General features: G+C 61.1%; 12 protein-coding genes and 2 pseudogenes. 3 read left to right on the top strand and 11 right to left on the bottom strand.

Annotation, left to right across the window (positions count from 1 at the left end):
* Window positions 1-95: 95 nt before the first annotated feature.
* The 4 genes from ACSQ83_RS13740 to ACSQ83_RS13725 form a co-directional block, all read right to left on the bottom strand.
* A complete protein-coding gene (locus ACSQ83_RS13740; protein ID WP_436228516.1) occupies window positions 96-1856 on the bottom strand; it encodes a cation:proton antiporter in 1761 nt (586 codons plus the stop codon).
* Between the two features lie 214 nt (window positions 1857-2070).
* Window positions 2071-2409: a P-II family nitrogen regulator gene (locus tag ACSQ83_RS13735; RefSeq protein ID WP_436228515.1), complete on the bottom strand. Its 339-nt coding sequence runs from the start codon at window positions 2407-2409 to the stop codon at window positions 2071-2073.
* 163 nt (window positions 2410-2572) lie between these two features.
* Window positions 2573-4624, bottom strand: a complete 2052-nt coding sequence (locus ACSQ83_RS13730) for an NAD(+) synthase (RefSeq protein ID WP_436228514.1) — start codon at window positions 4622-4624, stop codon at window positions 2573-2575.
* Between the two features lie 220 nt (window positions 4625-4844).
* Window positions 4845-6011, bottom strand: a complete 1167-nt coding sequence (locus tag ACSQ83_RS13725) for a GNAT family N-acetyltransferase (RefSeq protein WP_414948858.1) — start codon at window positions 6009-6011, stop codon at window positions 4845-4847.
* Between the two features lie 192 nt (window positions 6012-6203).
* Between ACSQ83_RS13725 and ACSQ83_RS13720 the strand changes: the two genes are divergently transcribed.
* From ACSQ83_RS13720 to ACSQ83_RS13710, 3 genes and pseudogenes are all read left to right on the top strand, one after another.
* Window positions 6204-6524, top strand: coding sequence for a GIY-YIG nuclease family protein (locus ACSQ83_RS13720; RefSeq protein WP_436228513.1), 321 nt, complete (start codon window positions 6204-6206; stop codon window positions 6522-6524).
* Window positions 6525-7051: 527 nt separating this feature from the next.
* Window positions 7052-7368 (top strand): annotated as a pseudogene (locus tag ACSQ83_RS13715) (transposase domain-containing protein); the annotation flags it as partial.
* Between the two features lie 125 nt (window positions 7369-7493).
* On the top strand, window positions 7494-8621 hold the full coding sequence (locus tag ACSQ83_RS13710) for a molecular chaperone DnaJ (protein ID WP_436228512.1): 1128 nt from the start codon (window positions 7494-7496) through the stop codon (window positions 8619-8621).
* Window positions 8622-8766: 145 nt separating this feature from the next.
* Here the strand turns inward: ACSQ83_RS13710 and ACSQ83_RS13705 are convergent.
* The 7 genes and pseudogenes from ACSQ83_RS13705 to ACSQ83_RS13675 form a co-directional block, all read right to left on the bottom strand.
* A pseudogene (locus tag ACSQ83_RS13705) lies at window positions 8767-8920 on the bottom strand (DNA adenine methylase); the annotation flags it as partial.
* A 17-nt stretch (window positions 8921-8937) separates the two neighbouring features.
* Entirely contained in the window at window positions 8938-9951 is a 1014-nt protein-coding gene (locus ACSQ83_RS13700) for a relaxase/mobilization nuclease domain-containing protein (RefSeq protein ID WP_436228610.1), read from the bottom strand.
* 1 nt (window position 9952) lies between these two features.
* Window positions 9953-10495 carry a plasmid stabilization protein gene (locus ACSQ83_RS13695; RefSeq protein ID WP_436228511.1) on the bottom strand — a complete coding sequence of 181 codons (543 nt, stop codon included), beginning with the start codon at window positions 10493-10495 and terminating at the stop codon, window positions 9953-9955.
* A gap of 8 nt (window positions 10496-10503) precedes the next feature.
* Complete coding sequence (locus tag ACSQ83_RS13690) at window positions 10504-11058, bottom strand: hypothetical protein (RefSeq protein WP_436228510.1); 555 nt, start codon at window positions 11056-11058, stop codon at window positions 10504-10506.
* A gap of 61 nt (window positions 11059-11119) precedes the next feature.
* Window positions 11120-13063, bottom strand: coding sequence for a PriCT-2 domain-containing protein (locus ACSQ83_RS13685; RefSeq protein ID WP_436228509.1), 1944 nt, complete (start codon window positions 13061-13063; stop codon window positions 11120-11122).
* Window positions 13063-14868 (bottom strand): type IV secretory system conjugative DNA transfer family protein, encoded by a 1806-nt coding sequence (locus ACSQ83_RS13680; RefSeq protein WP_436228508.1) that lies wholly within the window; start codon window positions 14866-14868, stop codon window positions 13063-13065. The genes ACSQ83_RS13685 and ACSQ83_RS13680 overlap by 1 nt, the downstream gene beginning before the upstream one ends.
* A complete protein-coding gene (locus tag ACSQ83_RS13675) occupies window positions 14865-15356 on the bottom strand; it encodes a hypothetical protein (protein WP_436228507.1) in 492 nt (163 codons plus the stop codon). Before ACSQ83_RS13675 ends, ACSQ83_RS13680 begins: the two co-directional genes overlap by 4 nt.
* Window positions 15357-15366 lie beyond the last annotated feature (10 nt).

Raw genomic sequence — 15366 nt, 5'->3', positions numbered from 1 at the left:
GAGAATGGTCAGAGTTTAATTATCCGCCTCTGGTCCGGGGGCGGCAAACCATCAAACAATTGCTCACATTATCGGGGAAAACAAAGCTTTCATGCTCAAGGATGATCTCTCGGCTCCTCGAATGTTTCTCGCAGCGCGATCTGCATGGTTGCGTGAATTTTGACGCACCAGCGCCACAGTACCGTGAGCAACAACGCCGCGCAGACAAGCACCGCGATCATCAAGCCGAATGGCGGCAAGATGCCGCCCGAGAGCACGGTCACCAGCAGGAAAACACCGAACATCGCGAGAATCGGAATCAGGCCGGAAATGGCCGACCGCAACGCGCGCGTGAAACGTCCGGCCTTCGCGGGCTGCACGCTCACTTCGGCGAGCATGAGTGCGAGCGACCCCAGTTTGCGATACACCGCCACCAGGAACGGCATGGACACCAGCAACGCCAAGCTCCAGAGCGCGACACGCTGGGCGTTATTGGTGGGCAGCCAGCGTGACAAATATTCGGTAGCAAACGGCGCCGAGTAGGACGCCGACAGGAAGATCGCGGCCACCAGGGCGAGATTTACGGCAATCTGCACCACGATCCGCCGCGTCATGCTGAATAGCGTGGGCCCGCCTGTGTCAGGCGAAAGGCTCGCGAGCCACTGCGAATAGAGGCCAAAAGTGTTCGCGACAGGAACGGGCATGGAGCGGGCGATGCGGCGCGTGATCGGATCGGCGGCCTTGATCAGATAGGGCGTGAACAACGTAGTCAACGCGGAAACCGTGACGGCGATCGGGTACAGGAAACTGCTAGTCACTTTCAGCGACAACCCCAGCGACGCGATGATGAACGAGAACTCGCCGATCTGCGCCACGCTCATCCCCACCCGCATTGACGTGCGCCCATCCCTGCCCGCGAGGAAAGTGCCAAGCCCGCAGGACACGATCTTGCCGAACACGACCGCACCCGTAATCACCGCGATCGGCCACCAATAATCCACGAGCACCGCCGGGTTCAGCATCAGGCCGATGGTCACGAAGAAGATGGCGGAGAACATGTCGCGAACCGGCGCGATCAGGTGCTCGATGCGCTGCAGGTTGCGCGATTCAGCCATGATCGCGCCGATCAGGAAAGCGCCAAGCGCAATGCTGTAATCGAATTTCACGACCAGCAAGCAGAAACCAAAACAAAAGCCGAGCACGGTAACAAGCAGCATCTCGTCGCTCTTGGCTTTCGCGACATAGTCGAGTGCACGCGGCACGATCAGGATGCCGACCACCATCGATACGGTCATGAACAGCAGCAACTTGCCCAGCGTGACAAACGCGATGCCCGCCGAGACGGAACCCGTCTGCGCGATGCCCGAGAGCAGCACGAGCATGGCGATGGCGAGAATGTCCTCGACGATCAAAATGCCGAAGATCAGTTGCGCGAACGGCTCGCCCTTCATGCCGAGTTCGGAGAGCGCCTTGACGATGATCGTTGTCGACGAGATGGCGAGCATAGCGCCGAGGAACAGCGAATCCATTGCGTTCCAGCCGAACCACTGCCCGATCTCATAGCCAATCCAGATCATTAGCACGATCTCGGACGCCGCTGCCACAAACGCCGTCGCGCCGACCTTGAACAGCTTTTTCAGGCTGAATTCGAGGCCAAGCGAAAACATCAGAAAAACCACGCCGAGTTCGCCGAGCGTCTGGATGGTAGCTTCGTCGTGGATAAGCTGGAACGGCGGCGTGTACGGCCCGATAATCACGCCCGCCACGATGTATCCCAACACGACCGGCTGCTTCAAACGGTGAAACAACACTGTGACGACACCCGCAATCGCCATGATTACCGCTAGATCCTGAATGAAGCCGATCGCGTGATGCATCCACAAATCCTTACAAAAAGCACACAAGGATGCAGATAGTACCGCAACGATTTTTTACGTTGGTGACGGAAATGTTCAGACGATGGGCAGAGCAACAAACGCCATCGGACATTGCCGATGGCGGTATGGCGCGCGATCTTAGTCTCAAAGGCAAGCACGCCTTAAGAGGCGTGCCGGCCTGAACCGATATCAGGCCCGCTTCAGACGAACAGGCTTAGACCGCCGCTTCGTCTTCTTCGCCCGTGCGAATGCGGATGACGCGTTCGACGTCGCTCACAAAGATCTTGCCGTCGCCAATCTTGCCGGTCCGGGCCGCGCCGATGATTGCGTCAATCACCTGATCCGTCTGTGAGTCGGCCACGACCACTTCGATCTTCACCTTCGGCAGGAAGTCGACCACGTATTCCGCGCCGCGATACAGTTCCGTGTGGCCCTTCTGCCGCCCGAAGCCCTTGACCTCGGTGACCGTCAGACCAGTGAGCCCGGCGCCGGCGAGCGCTTCACGGACTTCGTCGAGCTTGAACGGTTTGATGACTGCGGTGATGCGTTTCATGGCGCGCCTCTTGAGAAATTGTACGAATAAGCGAGAAAACGGATTTAAGAATCGATAGTTTGATTCTAGCCGCGTTTTCTCAGTTAACTGTAGAGATCTCGCGCCATAACACCGGGATCACGCCGTTATCGACGCATTTACGCGCAGATATGGTGCAAACGGCTCAATCCACCGGGATATTCTTCAAATCATTCATCCAGACGACCGACTCCGAATCACTCGGCGCGCGCCAATCGCCGCGTGGCGATAACGAACCGCCCGTTCCGACCTTTGGTGCGTTCGGCACGCAAGACCGCTTGAACTGGCTCGTCCGGAAGAACCGGTCGAGGAAAATACCCAGGTTGTGCTTGATGGCCGGCAACGCATATTCGTTTCGGGCGACATGCGCGCCTTCGGGCCAGTCGCCCGCATCGCGATCCTTCCAGGCGGTGTAGGCAAGGAACGCCACTTTCGTTGGCGCGAAACCAAAACGCAACGTGTAGTACAGGTTGAAATCCTGCAACTCGTACGGCCCGATGACGCTCTCGGTTTTTTGCTCCGGATTGCCGTTCGATTTACCGGGAACGAGTTCCGGGCTGATGTCGGTATTCAGGATGTTGATCAGGACGTCCGATCCCGAGTTGCCGATTTGCCCGGTCTCCGCGACCCAGCGGACCAGATGCGTGATCAGCGTTTTCGGAACGCTGGCGTTGACGTTGTAGTGCGACATGTGATCGCCCACGCCGTACGTGCACCAGCCAAGCGCGAGTTCGCTCAGGTCGCCCGTACCAACCACGATTCCGCCCTTGAAGTTCGCAAGCCGGAACAGATGATTCGTGCGCTCGCCTGCCTGCACGTTCTCGAACGTGATGTCGTATTCCTCCTTGCCCGACGCATACGGGTGGCCGAGGTCTTTCAGCATCTGCTCGCAACTTGGCCGGATGTCGATCTCGCTCGCCGTACAACCAACGATCTCCATCAGTTGACGCGCCTGCAGGAGCGTCCGGTCGCTTGTGGCGAATCCGGGCATGGTCACGCCGAGAATATTCGTGCGCGGCAGCTTGAGCCGGTCCATGGCCTTCGCGCAGACAAGCAATGCATGGGTTGAATCCAGGCCGCCTGAAATGCCGATCACGACCTTCGATATGCCGCTAGCCGAGAGCCGTTGCACGAGTGCCTGCACCTGGATGTTGTAGACCTCGTTGCAGCGTTCGTCGCGGCGCTTCGGGTCGGACGGAACGTAGGGGAAACGCTCCACGACGCGGTCCAACGGCAATGCACGATTGATCGGCAGATCAAGATTGAAGCGCACCGTTTCGAATTTCGATACCTCGTCGGCATGCCGGCGCACCGACTGGCCAAACGTGGTCTGGCGCATGCGCTCACGCGAGAGCCGCTCCAGGTCGACATCGGCGAAAACGAGATGCGAGGTGTCCAGAAAACGCTCTGACTCGGCGAGCAGTTCGCCGTTTTCGTAGATCACCGCCTGACCGTCCCACGCCAGGTCGGTCGTCGACTCGCCCCTACCCGCCGATGTGTACAAATACGCCGAAAGGCACCGCGCGGACTGCTGCCCAACCAGTTGATGCCGGTAACTCGACTTGCCGACCACCACGTTCGATGCCGACAAATTCACCAGCACCGTTGCCCCCGCGAGCGCGGCGAACGACGAAGGCGGCACCGGCACCCAGACGTCTTCGCAAATTTCCACGTGGAAACGGAACAGCGGCATGTTGGCGATTTCAAACAGCAGCGCCGCTCCGAATGGCACTTCGGCACCGAGCAACGTGACGCGATCCGTCGATGCGTTCTCAGCTGCACTGAACTGGCGCGCTTCGTAGAACTCGCCGTAGTTCGGCAGATAACTCTTGGGCACGACGCCCTGGACCTGACCGCCCGCAACCACCACGGCGCAATTGAAAAGCGTATGGTCAACGCGCAGCGGCATGCCCACGATCATTGCAATGGAGAGCGTCTTCGATGCCGCCACAACCGACCCGAGCGCCTCTTCGCAGGCATCGAGCAAGGCCCGCTGGTGGAACAGGTCGTCGCACGTGTAGGCCGGAAGCCCAAGCTCCGGGAACGCGACCAGCACCGCACCGTTTGCCGCAGCCTGCTTAGCCAGGTCGATGGTTTCGGCGGCATTGAACGCCGGATCGGCAACACGGCAACGGGGCACACCTACCGCCACGCGAGCGAAATCGTGGCTGTAGAGATTGAAGAATCGGTTTTTCATCTTGAGCTTGTCCATACGATGCCCCGCATTCGGGGATCCTGTTCCGGCGCATAACGGGTTAAGGGCGGATTTAGAGTGACCCCTGAGAGTGACCCCTGAGCGACCGCTGTAAAAGCGAAAGCATTTCGACATGATGATAAGTCGAGTTGCCGTTTCCGGGCGTCTATTGGATCAAGGGTTAGCCATCCGGTCAGGATTCGAGAGTATCAAACGCCCGGCGCTATGCCTTTTTTCTGAAGGGCGTATGCGCTTCCAACTCCTGGATATGCTGGTCCATCGCCGCCGTCTCTTCATCGAGGAATTCACTGATCGCGTGGGCAAACCGCGGGTCCGCGACCCAATGCGCGGACCAGGTGGGCGTAGGCAGCATGCCGCGCGACATCTTGTGCACGCCCTGCGCGCCGCCTTCGAAACGAGCCAGCCGGTTCTCGATGCAATACTGGATTCCCTGCATGTAGCAGGTTTCAAAATGCAGGCCCGAAATGAATTCCTTTGTGCCCCAGTAGCGGCCGAACATCACGTCGCCGCCGATCATGTTCAACGCGCACGCGAGCCGCTGGCCGTCCACTTCGGCGATCACGAGCAAAATGCTGTCGGGCGCCCCCGCGTGGATCTGGCCAAAGAATTCGCGCGATAAATACGGCGGATTCCAGTGCTCGCGGTAGGTATTTTCATAACACGCGTAGAAGAAATCGAGCGCTTGCTCATCTATTTCCGCCCCGCGCAGCCACGTGTAGGTGACGCCGGCATCGACAACGCGCCGACGATCCTGCTTCACCTTCTTGCGCTTGTCGTGGCTCATGGTCGCGAGAAAGGCGTCGAAGCTGTCATAACCACCGGACTCGCCGGACTCACCGGATGCGCCGCGTGCATTTTCCCAGTGAAACTGCACGCCTTCGCGCAGCATGTAGCCGGCTTCGGTGAGCGCTTCGAGATCCTGTTCTTGCGGGAAAAGCACGTGCAGGGAAGACAGTTCCAACTGCTTGGTCAACTCGATCGCGCCGCGCGCGAGCATCACGCGCTCTTCGTGCGTGGCGGCGATCAGGCGCGGCCCGGTCACGGGAGAAAACGGCACCGCCGATAGACCCTTCGGATAGTACTTAAGGCCGTTTCGCTCGAAGGCGTCGGCCCAGGCGTGATCGAACACGTATTCGCCGCGGGAGTGCTTCTTGAGATAGAGCGGCATGGCGCCGCTCAGCTTGCCGTCGCGTCTGAGGAGCAGGAAATGTGGCCGCCAGCCGGTTCGGGCGACCGCGCAGCCCGTGTCCTGCAGCGCCGACAGAAATTCGTGCCGGACGAACGGGTTATCGCCAGCGAGACGGTTCCATTCCTCCGGGGTCACGGAATCGAGCGAATCGACCACATGTATTTCGACCTTGCGGTTCAACAGGCTTACCTCGCTTCGGGCTTGTTTGGGGCTTGTCTGGAGCTTGCTCCGGCTGCGTGCCGGGCGCTTGGTGCGCCGCGGAACAGTTATTCTCGCCGAAGTCACGAGATTTTGTTCGGAAGGGGTTTAACGCAGAAGCTTGAGGGATAATGCGCGGCATTGCGGCTTTCGCCTTTTCGCCAAGCTTCTCCCATGCCCTGGTTCCTGTATCTCATCGAATGCGCCGACGGAAGTCTCTATACAGGGATTGCGACCGATGTCGAGGCGCGGTTCGCGAAACACGTCAGCGGCGAAGGCGCGAAATATACGCGATCACGCAAGCCCGTGGCCGTACGGGCTTCGTTTGAGCTGAGTGGTCGGGCAGAAGCCTCGCGCGCCGAGTATTGGGTGAAGCGATTACCAGCGGCGCGGAAATGGAAGTTGGTATCGGGGGATCTGGAATTGGCAGCAGTCATGCCGGCCGTGAAAGTGGAGCTGGAAGCCGAATCCAGCACTCATGCCGAGGCGCGATAAGCGATGCACCCCGGGCGCTCAGCACGCTGCGAGTAACAAACGGGTGGATTCAGACCGCTGACTCACGATCACATCAGCTGCTGCGCCAACGATCGGAACCCGTTGGCGCAGAACCGTCCTACTGATTTTCAAGTGCGGTCATCTTTCAAAATGCCCCCCGGCTGCCAAAGCAGAACGTTCCAGCATTTCCCGCTGTCGCCGCGTGCAAATGAATGCGTCCTAACTCTGAACTGGCCACGCAATTTTTGCCCAGTTCAAACCGCCGTCCTTTACGTCCTAGACATGACCGAACATCTCGAGTGCGAATCCGTACGCTGGGGTGAGGAAACGAAGATCCGCGTTACGCGTGGCATCCGCAATCGTCAATGCACTCCATGTCACAGCGCCGTCGATGCTTGTCTCCAGATCCGTTGCTCGCCTTCTTGGAGGCTCTCTAATAATGCCGACAATCCGAGCGAGCGGGAACAGAAATCCTCCCACCGGTGTGTGCGGAGAACCATGACGCGGCATAATTGCGGCGTCGGCAAAACATTCTGCAAAGAGATATCAGGCCATTTGCAACATCGAGAAATTCATGACTCTTCGCTGACACAGTGGCGGGCGCGAAGGCGAGTGCTATGGTCTATAGCCTCGTGCGGACTTGCCGGGCCTGCAATGTCGAGCCCTATGCGTATCTGTATTATGTGCTCACCGAGATGCCACAACGGGCATCGGATGCTGACATTAAATTAGCGACCTGCTGCCGTTTAACTTCGCCAAACGAGTGCAGTTGGCTAAAACACACCCGCCCGTGAAGCACCCCGATCTGGGGTCCAATCCGCGTTCTCCACGGGCTTGGGCATAAGTCGATCATCGATCGGCAACGTAGGCGTGCTCGCTATCGCAACGTGGGCGCCAGCGCGGTGCAACTGCGACCTCGGCTAAAATAGCGGAGTGCTCGCTCTCGCATCAACCATCGGAAATCATTCCATGACCAGGCCAAATCTCAGCTCCCTCAGCATTGCTTCGGACCGTAACCAGTCTAATCTGTCGAAAGGGCAAAAGGCGTTCAACACGCTTATTAAGCAGATTGAAAAGCGACGCGCCAGACTGAGTGCCTGGGAGGCTGCAATGCCCGCCTTCCATCGGAAATACGTAAGCGATTTCGCGCCCCTTGAGCAGACTTCCAACGACTTGCGGAAGAAGCTCGTGCATCGCCTGGACCAGGCGTACGCTCAGAAGGGGCTGACCAAATCCGAGCGACGCACGATTGCAGACCTGATCAGCGACCTGGCAGGTGAGCTGGTCGCGCAAAGCGACGATCCGGAGCTTAAAACGATTTACAACCGGTATAGCGAATCTGACTTTGACAGTGAAGCTGCCGCCGAGCTGGACGACATGAAATCGGTGCTTGAGGCCATGCTCGGGGTCGAGTTGGGCGACGACGTTGATATGAGTTCTCCCGAGGATGTGCTGCAGCGTGCCCATGCGCAAATGGAACGGATGCAGGCACAAGATGCACTCGAAAATCAGGCTCGGGAAGCGCGCCGCGCCAAACGAAAAAAGACACCTAGACAACTCGCAGCAGAGGCGCGAGAACAAGTTGAGCAGGCCGAGCTTAGCTTATCTATCCGCGAGGTCTATCGCAAACTGGCCAGCGCCTTGCATCCGGACCGCGAAACCGATCCGCAGGAACGTGAGCGCAAGACCACTTTGATGCAGAGGGTCAATCAAGCGTATAGCAAAAATAGCCTGTTGCAATTGCTTGAGTTGCAGTTGGAGTTAGAACACATCGACCAGAGCGCCATCAACAACATCGGCGAAGACCGGTTGAAACACTACAACAAGATTCTGAAGGAACAGGTCGGTGAACTCGACCACGAAATCCTGCACGTCGAGAACGGATTCAAGCACAGCTATGGAATTCCGCCCTTCATCGACGTGTCTCCCAGCACCATCATGCGCAATCTTGGCGCCGATATCTTCTCGCTGCAAGAGAGCCTTCAGGCCCTTGAACATGACCTGCTCGTATTCGACGACGTCAAGCAACTGAAGGGCTGGCTAAAGGCCGTGAAACGGTCATTAGCCACGCCGCGCTTCGACGATATGCCGTTCTAGGGGAGCGCCGTCTTTCGTGCTTCATCCGTGGTGTGGAGAAACCACCGCTTACTGACAATCCATCCGTTTTGAGCAACAAATTGAACTGCTCGGATGTATCGCCCTATGAGACCGTATGAGGGGTGCGCTCAGACGGATGTCTTCCCAAGACTTCGAGCTCCGCTAGTGGCCGCATAAAAAAGTGCACCGCAACATCCGCGAAGACCTCAACGTAGCAGCTATGCGCAGGAAAATCGCGGAATCAGGATATCGGTGAGACGTCGCTTGCCACCAACCCGTGGAACAACTGGTATCGCCACAGTCATCGCCTCGCGTATCAACGATCCACTTCCGGAGCGTCATGGTCTGGCTGACGGCCACGATCGGACAGCCGCGGATCTGACCGCTCGCCTCTAGCCGGCGCCATCGGCGCGATCACCGGCCCATCGCGCAGCACGGGCATATTCCTTACGAAGTCGACGATCTCCACGGCCAGACGCCGGTCATCGGTCTCCCGTGACGCGGCCATCGCCAGCGCCATCTCGCGCCACGCGGCGAACACGCCGAAATGTGCCTCCCAGCCCGCGCGCCGCTGCGTGTCCGTCGCCACCGCGCGCCAGTACCGCGGCGTTTCTCCGCGCTCCAGCATGTACACGACGGCTTGCTTTGGATAGCGGCGCGCCGCCCCGCGCGTGCGCCGTGACGTTGCATTCGCCTCCACACCATGCGCCTGGAGCTGCTGCGCAAACCGCTCCCGCCAGCGCTGCAGGTCACGCTTTGCCGGATTGAGCCGTCGCCCGTCCGGGCCCCTCACCTGCACGCACAGATGCACATGCGGATGCGCCTGGTCGTCATGCGCGGCGAAGACGTAGTCGCGACCATCGCCGAATTCGAGCGCCGCAAAATCGCGCGCCGCATCATGTACCGCACGACGCTCCGTACCCGGGGGCATCGACAGCAGGATGTTGAACACCTCGCGATACGTGCTGGTCTCCGGTAGTCCCCAGCCGCCGAACTGCCACGCATCGGCCAGATCGTGCAGAGCGGCTGCGCCCACAATGGTCTGCCCGTCCTGGTCCTCGAGTTGGACCTCGCCGTTGCGGGAGATGTAGCGCAGATGCCGACGCACGGCACCCATGCCCTGCCCACCGGATGCCCTGTTGGTGATTTTCACCATCACCTCGGGCGTATGTTTCAGCGTGCGCGCCAGTTGCTCGCGCACACGTGCCGCCTGACTCCCGATCTGGACGTGCGAGAGCTGCGGCGCCCCGACGTGCCGCAACGGATCGTGGAACAACCGGTCGCCCCAGTTCAGGAGCATCGTGTCGATGTAGATCTTCGGAAAAGGCATGCTAGCGACTCCAGCGATCAATGTTCGCGCGAAGCAGACCCGACACCGCGCGCAGATGGGCATCGATCTGCGTCTTCAGCTCCACAAGCAGGCGAGCGTTACCTGCATCGGCAGCCGTCCCATCCCGGTCGATTTCACGAATCACCGGTCCCAGTGAGCGGCTGATCCTCGCGAGCGCGTGGTTCGAGGCGGCAAGCAGCACCATCTCCTGCTCGCCGAACTGGGGGACATGCGTCAACTGCGCGCGGATCATCGCAACGACCCAGCGATTCGCGGTGAACCCGCATGTCGTTGCCTGCCGCTCGACCGCGTGCAATTCGGGTCGGGTCAGGCGGATCTCGAGGCGTTCGCGATGCTCGCCAACGGGGGGCGAGCGCATGAAGTCGGCGCAGCCGGCCCGACAGTTCGGCTCATCTGCGGCAACTGCATCGAGGATCAGTTGCCGCACACCTTGGGCTGGTGTGACATCATGCAGGGCGCACCAGTCATCCCAGCGCGGCTTTATCTCGCCGAGGTCAATGGACAGACGTGCACGGGTGTTCACGGATGCTCCTACAGCGACGGCTGCTCAGGCCCGGACAGCGTACGCTCGACCTCACGCTCGGCCGACCGCCCAGGCGCCGGGCGCAGTGCGCGCAAGCGCGTGGACGGTGCCTTCGGGTCAAACACCCTCGGTGTGGGTACACGTACGCCCTCGGCGCGAAACGTGTCATAGAGCTTGCCGGCGTGCGGTTCCACCCGCCTAATCGCCCCGTCACTGAAGCCCCGTGCACGCATGACCGCAACGATGACCGCCATCTGCAGTGCCCGCTGACCATCGACAGCAGAGCGTGCCTCTCCAAGCGGTGCCGAGGCCCGGTCTGTGGCTTGGTTGCGGGAATCCGCGGATTGCGCCTGCCCAAGATCGTTGGGCATCGCCTGCTCACCCAGACGCGTCCGCACCGCATCGAATTCGCGGCGCCGGCGCGCATCGATTGCCTCTGCCACCGCTCGGTCCAAGCTTTCACCACCTCCACCCGCACCGCCCTCTTTCGGCAACGGTGCCCGCTCGATCATGTTGATCATCGGGTCCGCTGCGGCGCGCTCAGCCAAAGTCGTTTTGCTCATGATCTACCCCTCGTATGGTCCATTCACGCTCGCGCGCGCCCTCCCCGATTGAAGACACGCCCTACCGGTCAGGACTTCCACCAGTCTCGCGTTCCGCGCGTTCACGGACTTGCGCGAGCGCTACGGCACGCGCCTCACGAATCCGTGTCCACGACACCGACTGCAACTGCTCGAGCGTCGGGTCGAGGTCCGTGCCAAAACCTGCCTCGCGCGCCGATTTCTTCAGCGACGCCACCACACGTTCAAGCTGGTCACGCGCACGGTCCCACGGATAGACCTTCGGCCGCTCACCGTCGTAGCCAATCTGCACCTCGGCGCCATTCATCCGCTGGTTCTGGTCCATCCACTTCAGCCGATCCGAGACGAATTCCATGTGATCCTTGCGGTGGAACACCACGCTTCGCGACGCCACCTCCTGGATCACGTAGTGTTCGGTGTTCAACACCTCGCCGCGATAGGGGCCACCGTTCTCGCGCGGCGTCGCCATCCGGATCTGCGCGCCGAACCGGTGCTGCGCCAGCGCTCGGATTTCGCCAGGCACATCATCCAGGCCGTACAACGCCTGCCCAATCTCGCGGCGCGGTGCCGCGCGGGATTGGGCCTGACCCCGAGACCCCGCGTCCTGTGCGTCCTGTACGAACGCAAGCGCGCTGTCCGTGTCCGCGCCTGCGCGACCGGCATCCGGCTGCGGCGTACCGGACGATCCCGCTTCCAGCGGCGCGTCCTGCACTGGCACATCGCGTGTCTGCTGCCTACGGCCCGTCCTGCGCCGCTTCGCGCCTGCGGCTTCATCCGTCGTTGCGTCAGTCAGTTCCTCTTTCACGCGTCCCATGTCTGCGTCCTCCATCCATTCAAAGTTTGTCGCGCGAGCCGCCCTCCCTGCATCGGCACCGGGTGGTGCACCGGTCAACGCGGGGAGGTTCGTCGTGGTCCTGCTTGCGACATCACGTAAAAGCCCACCGACGGCATCCAGACCGCATAACACTGCCATGTCGTTGAAATCGGTCGGCTCCGTGCCATGGATGCGGGCATCCGGGACGAAGGATGGTAGTGCGAGAGCCGCATGTGCTGCCTGCGCGGCTTGGCGCGCAAAGCGCTCGCCCTTGCCAGGTTCTCCAAGGACGATGAGCGGAGCACTTGGGTATCGCTCACGCAGGCCTGAAGCAACCCGGGGCAGGTTGCCAGCGGACAGCGCCGCCACCGCAACCCAGTCGGTCGCCCGATGTGCTGACAGCGCCGTCGCCATGCCCTCCGCGATCAGGATCGGCGTGTTGCCCGCCTGCCCCGTCAAAGATCCGCTCACCCCACTCACCCAATAACCGCCCTTTTTTGCACCACCGGCCAGCGACGATTTACGTCCCATACCATCGATCAACTCGAGCGTCGTCATCGCATCGTCAACCCGCGCGGGCACGATCAGCACGCGGCCCTCAAGCGGCTCTTCGGCACTCAGCGGCATGTAGCCAAGCAGCGCCTTCAGCTCGAGTGCCTCGAGTTCGCGCAACGTTGCAACCGGCTCGAGCTGCTTGCGCACGAGGTACGGATGCTCGGGCGCAACAGGCCGCGCCCATTCCCAGATCGACACGCTCGTGTGCGCCACAGCTGCGTGGCGCGCACGTATACGGGCCTGCTCATGTGCCAACTGCCGTGCCGCCTCCCGGGCTCGACGCGCGAAGCTCTCGCGTTCCGGACCCGGTGAAGCCGCGGGGACAGTGACCGGCACTCGCGAGGCCTTGACATCGAAGCCTTGCTGCTGAGCGAGCCAGAAGAGGGAAGCCAACGTCTTGCCACCCGACGCGCGTGCGGAGCGCCATGTCGTGCGCGCCGCACGCTCGTTGTAGTTTTGCGCGCTGCGACTCCATTCATCCCAGATTTCAAAGCCCGCGTCACCCAACCCCTGCCTCACGGCGAACGCCATGTCCACCCAGGTGGCGTAGTCGTCGGCCGGGATCACCGCGAGCGCGGCACGAACACGGTTCGGCTCATCGACATAGGGTGCGTTCATCAACGGCCTCCCGTGATCGGCCCAACGTTCGACTCACACTGTGACTCACGCCTGCGCTTCGCTTTGAGATCGGCTCGTGAAGCCGGGCCGGCCTCTTCCTTTGCCCCACTCGCGTTGCCGCCCGCGCGCCGTTTCCGCGTAGCCGCAGCCGCACGCAATTCCGCCACGTCCAATTCGGACAGCGAAAGCGTACGTCTTGCCGCCACAATACGATCGCGTGGCACGCCCAGCAGCATGAAATGCCGCTCGACATAGGCACTCACGTCGTCCTCGCTGAGCTCGGCCAGTTTCGCTGGCAGCTCGCGCGGATCCCAGGCCCGCCACACCTCCAGCTGTTCGACGGGCACATCGATGAGTCCGGTTCCGGCAGCATCGACCTCTGACGGATCGAGATCGCGCAGGCGCCGTTCGGTCTGCGCGGCAAAGCAGGCGAGATCCATCGCCGCGACCTTCGGTGGCGCCGCCAGGCGTGCGGTAAAGGCAGGATCACGCCAGTAGCAGATCTTGTCGGCGAGGATGGGCTTGGTGTTCTCGAGCAGGATAATTTGCTTGCCGCGCCCGAGTTCCTTCAGCTCCTGCGGCAGAAGCAGCGGCCGGCGTTGCAAAGAGATGCTCTCGCTCGAGCCGCCCCGGGCACCGAAGATCGCATTCGAGCGGCTCACGCTGCGCGACTGTTCGGTGAAGGTGCCGAGCATTTCCGAATATTCGTTTGCATCCTTCTGCTCGCGCGGCGCGTAGAGGATCTGCATCGCGTGGTTGGTCACGAACGTGCGCGCATCGGCCCGGCCGTACACCGACTCAAGCTGCGAGACCGACTGCACGATCGACAGCATGCGCAGGTTGAACCCCGCCATGTAAGGGACGGCCCGCGCGATGATCTGGATCTTCCCGATTGAAGTGAATTCGTCCATCAGCAGCAGGCACTGGAATTTCAGCGCGGGATTTCCTTCGGGCAACTCCTTCGTATTAAGGTTTACCAGCTGCGAGAACACGAGGTTGACCAGCAGCGCCGCCTCGGCCAGGTGATCCGGCGTGATGCCGATATAGATAGTCATGCGGCGCTTTCTCACGTCGCGCAGATCGAAGTCGTTACCACTCGTCGCCGCATCGACAATGGGGTTGGCCCAGATCGTGAGCGGCGCGTTGAAGGTTGCGAGGACGCTCGCGAGCACCTTGTCGTCGTTCGCAAGGAAGCGGTTCAGCGCGTCAACACAGGGGCCGCTCAGGAGGCTGCGGTGCTGCAGCAGCGCCTCCTGCAAGTACGCCTTCACCGGCATGCCGTTGCCCGAGGACTGCCGCAGAACCTCACCCATCGTGACCGGATGGACCGGCACAGCCATGTTGCCTGTGCGGCGCGCGTCTCGCCACTCGCACAGGAGCAGCACAATACCGAGAAGGAGATTGCGCGCCTGGTCCTTCCAAAAGTCGTCGTGACCGCCCACTGGATACAGTGCGTAGCCGATCGCGAGGATGTCTCCCACGCGAAATACACCGCCCGAGATCGCTGACAGCGGGTTGTACCGGTGCGTGCGGCCATCCTCGGCAAACGGATTGAACAGGTAGACCGCCTGACCGTGTGCACGCCTGAACCCGGCGGTGACGTTATAGTTCTCCTGCTTGATATCGAGCACGACTACCGAGTCAGGGTAGCTGAGCAGGTTCGGGATCACGATGCCCACGCCCTTGCCCGAGCGCGCTGGTGCCGCAAGCAGCACGAACTGCTGTCCGGCAAAGCGCAGATAACGTCCTCGCCACACGCCGACAACGAGCGCGGGACCGGCGTTGCGAATCGTGGGCGTGTTCACAGCAGCCCCGCCGCGCGGATTTCCGCTTCGCTCGCAAAGCGCGCACTGCCATACAGTTGCCGTCGGCCGGAGGCACCCCACAACAGGGCATACGCAGCGGCACCCGGCGCACCATAGGCCAGCAGCAGCCCGAACAGGGCCGAACCGGCGATCCGGCGGCCTTCCTTCGGCAGGCCACCCGCGTACCAAGCCCGCGCTGCGTCGAACCAACCCCACGTCCCCGCATGGAACGGATTGATTCGCAGGCTCGCGTACAGGAAAAACGAGGCAAACCACATGGCCGCCACGAGACCGGCGACGAAAGCGGCCACGACCATCAGCGTGATCGCGCCGCCTCGGACGTGATGCCAGAGTTCATGCCGATCTGGTGACTGACTGTCAGACTGATCGGCCGGCATCATCATCGCTGTAGTAGCAGACGTGGTCCGGCCCTGTGCGCTAGGCTGCACGACGCACTGTCCTGCGGGATTCGGAATTGGTGCTTTCATCGGAATTTCT

The sequence above is a fragment of the Caballeronia sp. LjRoot29 genome, assembly GCF_964252755.1.
GTDB lineage: Bacteria > Pseudomonadota > Gammaproteobacteria > Burkholderiales > Burkholderiaceae > Caballeronia.
This window is presented reverse-complemented; position numbering and strand designations above follow the sequence as displayed.

Coding starts and splice junctions, on each gene's coding strand:
- ACSQ83_RS13740 (WP_436228516.1), bottom strand. CDS start 1,856: ATGCATCACGCGATCGGCTTCATTCAGGATCTAGCGGTAATCATGGCG.
- ACSQ83_RS13735 (WP_436228515.1), bottom strand. CDS start 2,409: ATGAAACGCATCACCGCAGTCATCAAACCGTTCAAGCTCGACGAAGTC.
- ACSQ83_RS13730 (WP_436228514.1), bottom strand. CDS start 4,624: ATGAAAAACCGATTCTTCAATCTCTACAGCCACGATTTCGCTCGCGTG.
- ACSQ83_RS13720 (WP_436228513.1), top strand. CDS start 6,204: ATGCCCTGGTTCCTGTATCTCATCGAATGCGCCGACGGAAGTCTCTAT.
- ACSQ83_RS13710 (WP_436228512.1), top strand. CDS start 7,494: ATGACCAGGCCAAATCTCAGCTCCCTCAGCATTGCTTCGGACCGTAAC.
- ACSQ83_RS13700 (WP_436228610.1), bottom strand. CDS start 9,951: ATGCCTTTTCCGAAGATCTACATCGACACGATGCTCCTGAACTGGGGC.
- ACSQ83_RS13690 (WP_436228510.1), bottom strand. CDS start 11,058: ATGAGCAAAACGACTTTGGCTGAGCGCGCCGCAGCGGACCCGATGATC.
- ACSQ83_RS13685 (WP_436228509.1), bottom strand. CDS start 13,063: ATGAACGCACCCTATGTCGATGAGCCGAACCGTGTTCGTGCCGCGCTC.
- ACSQ83_RS13675 (WP_436228507.1), bottom strand. CDS start 15,356: ATGAAAGCACCAATTCCGAATCCCGCAGGACAGTGCGTCGTGCAGCCT.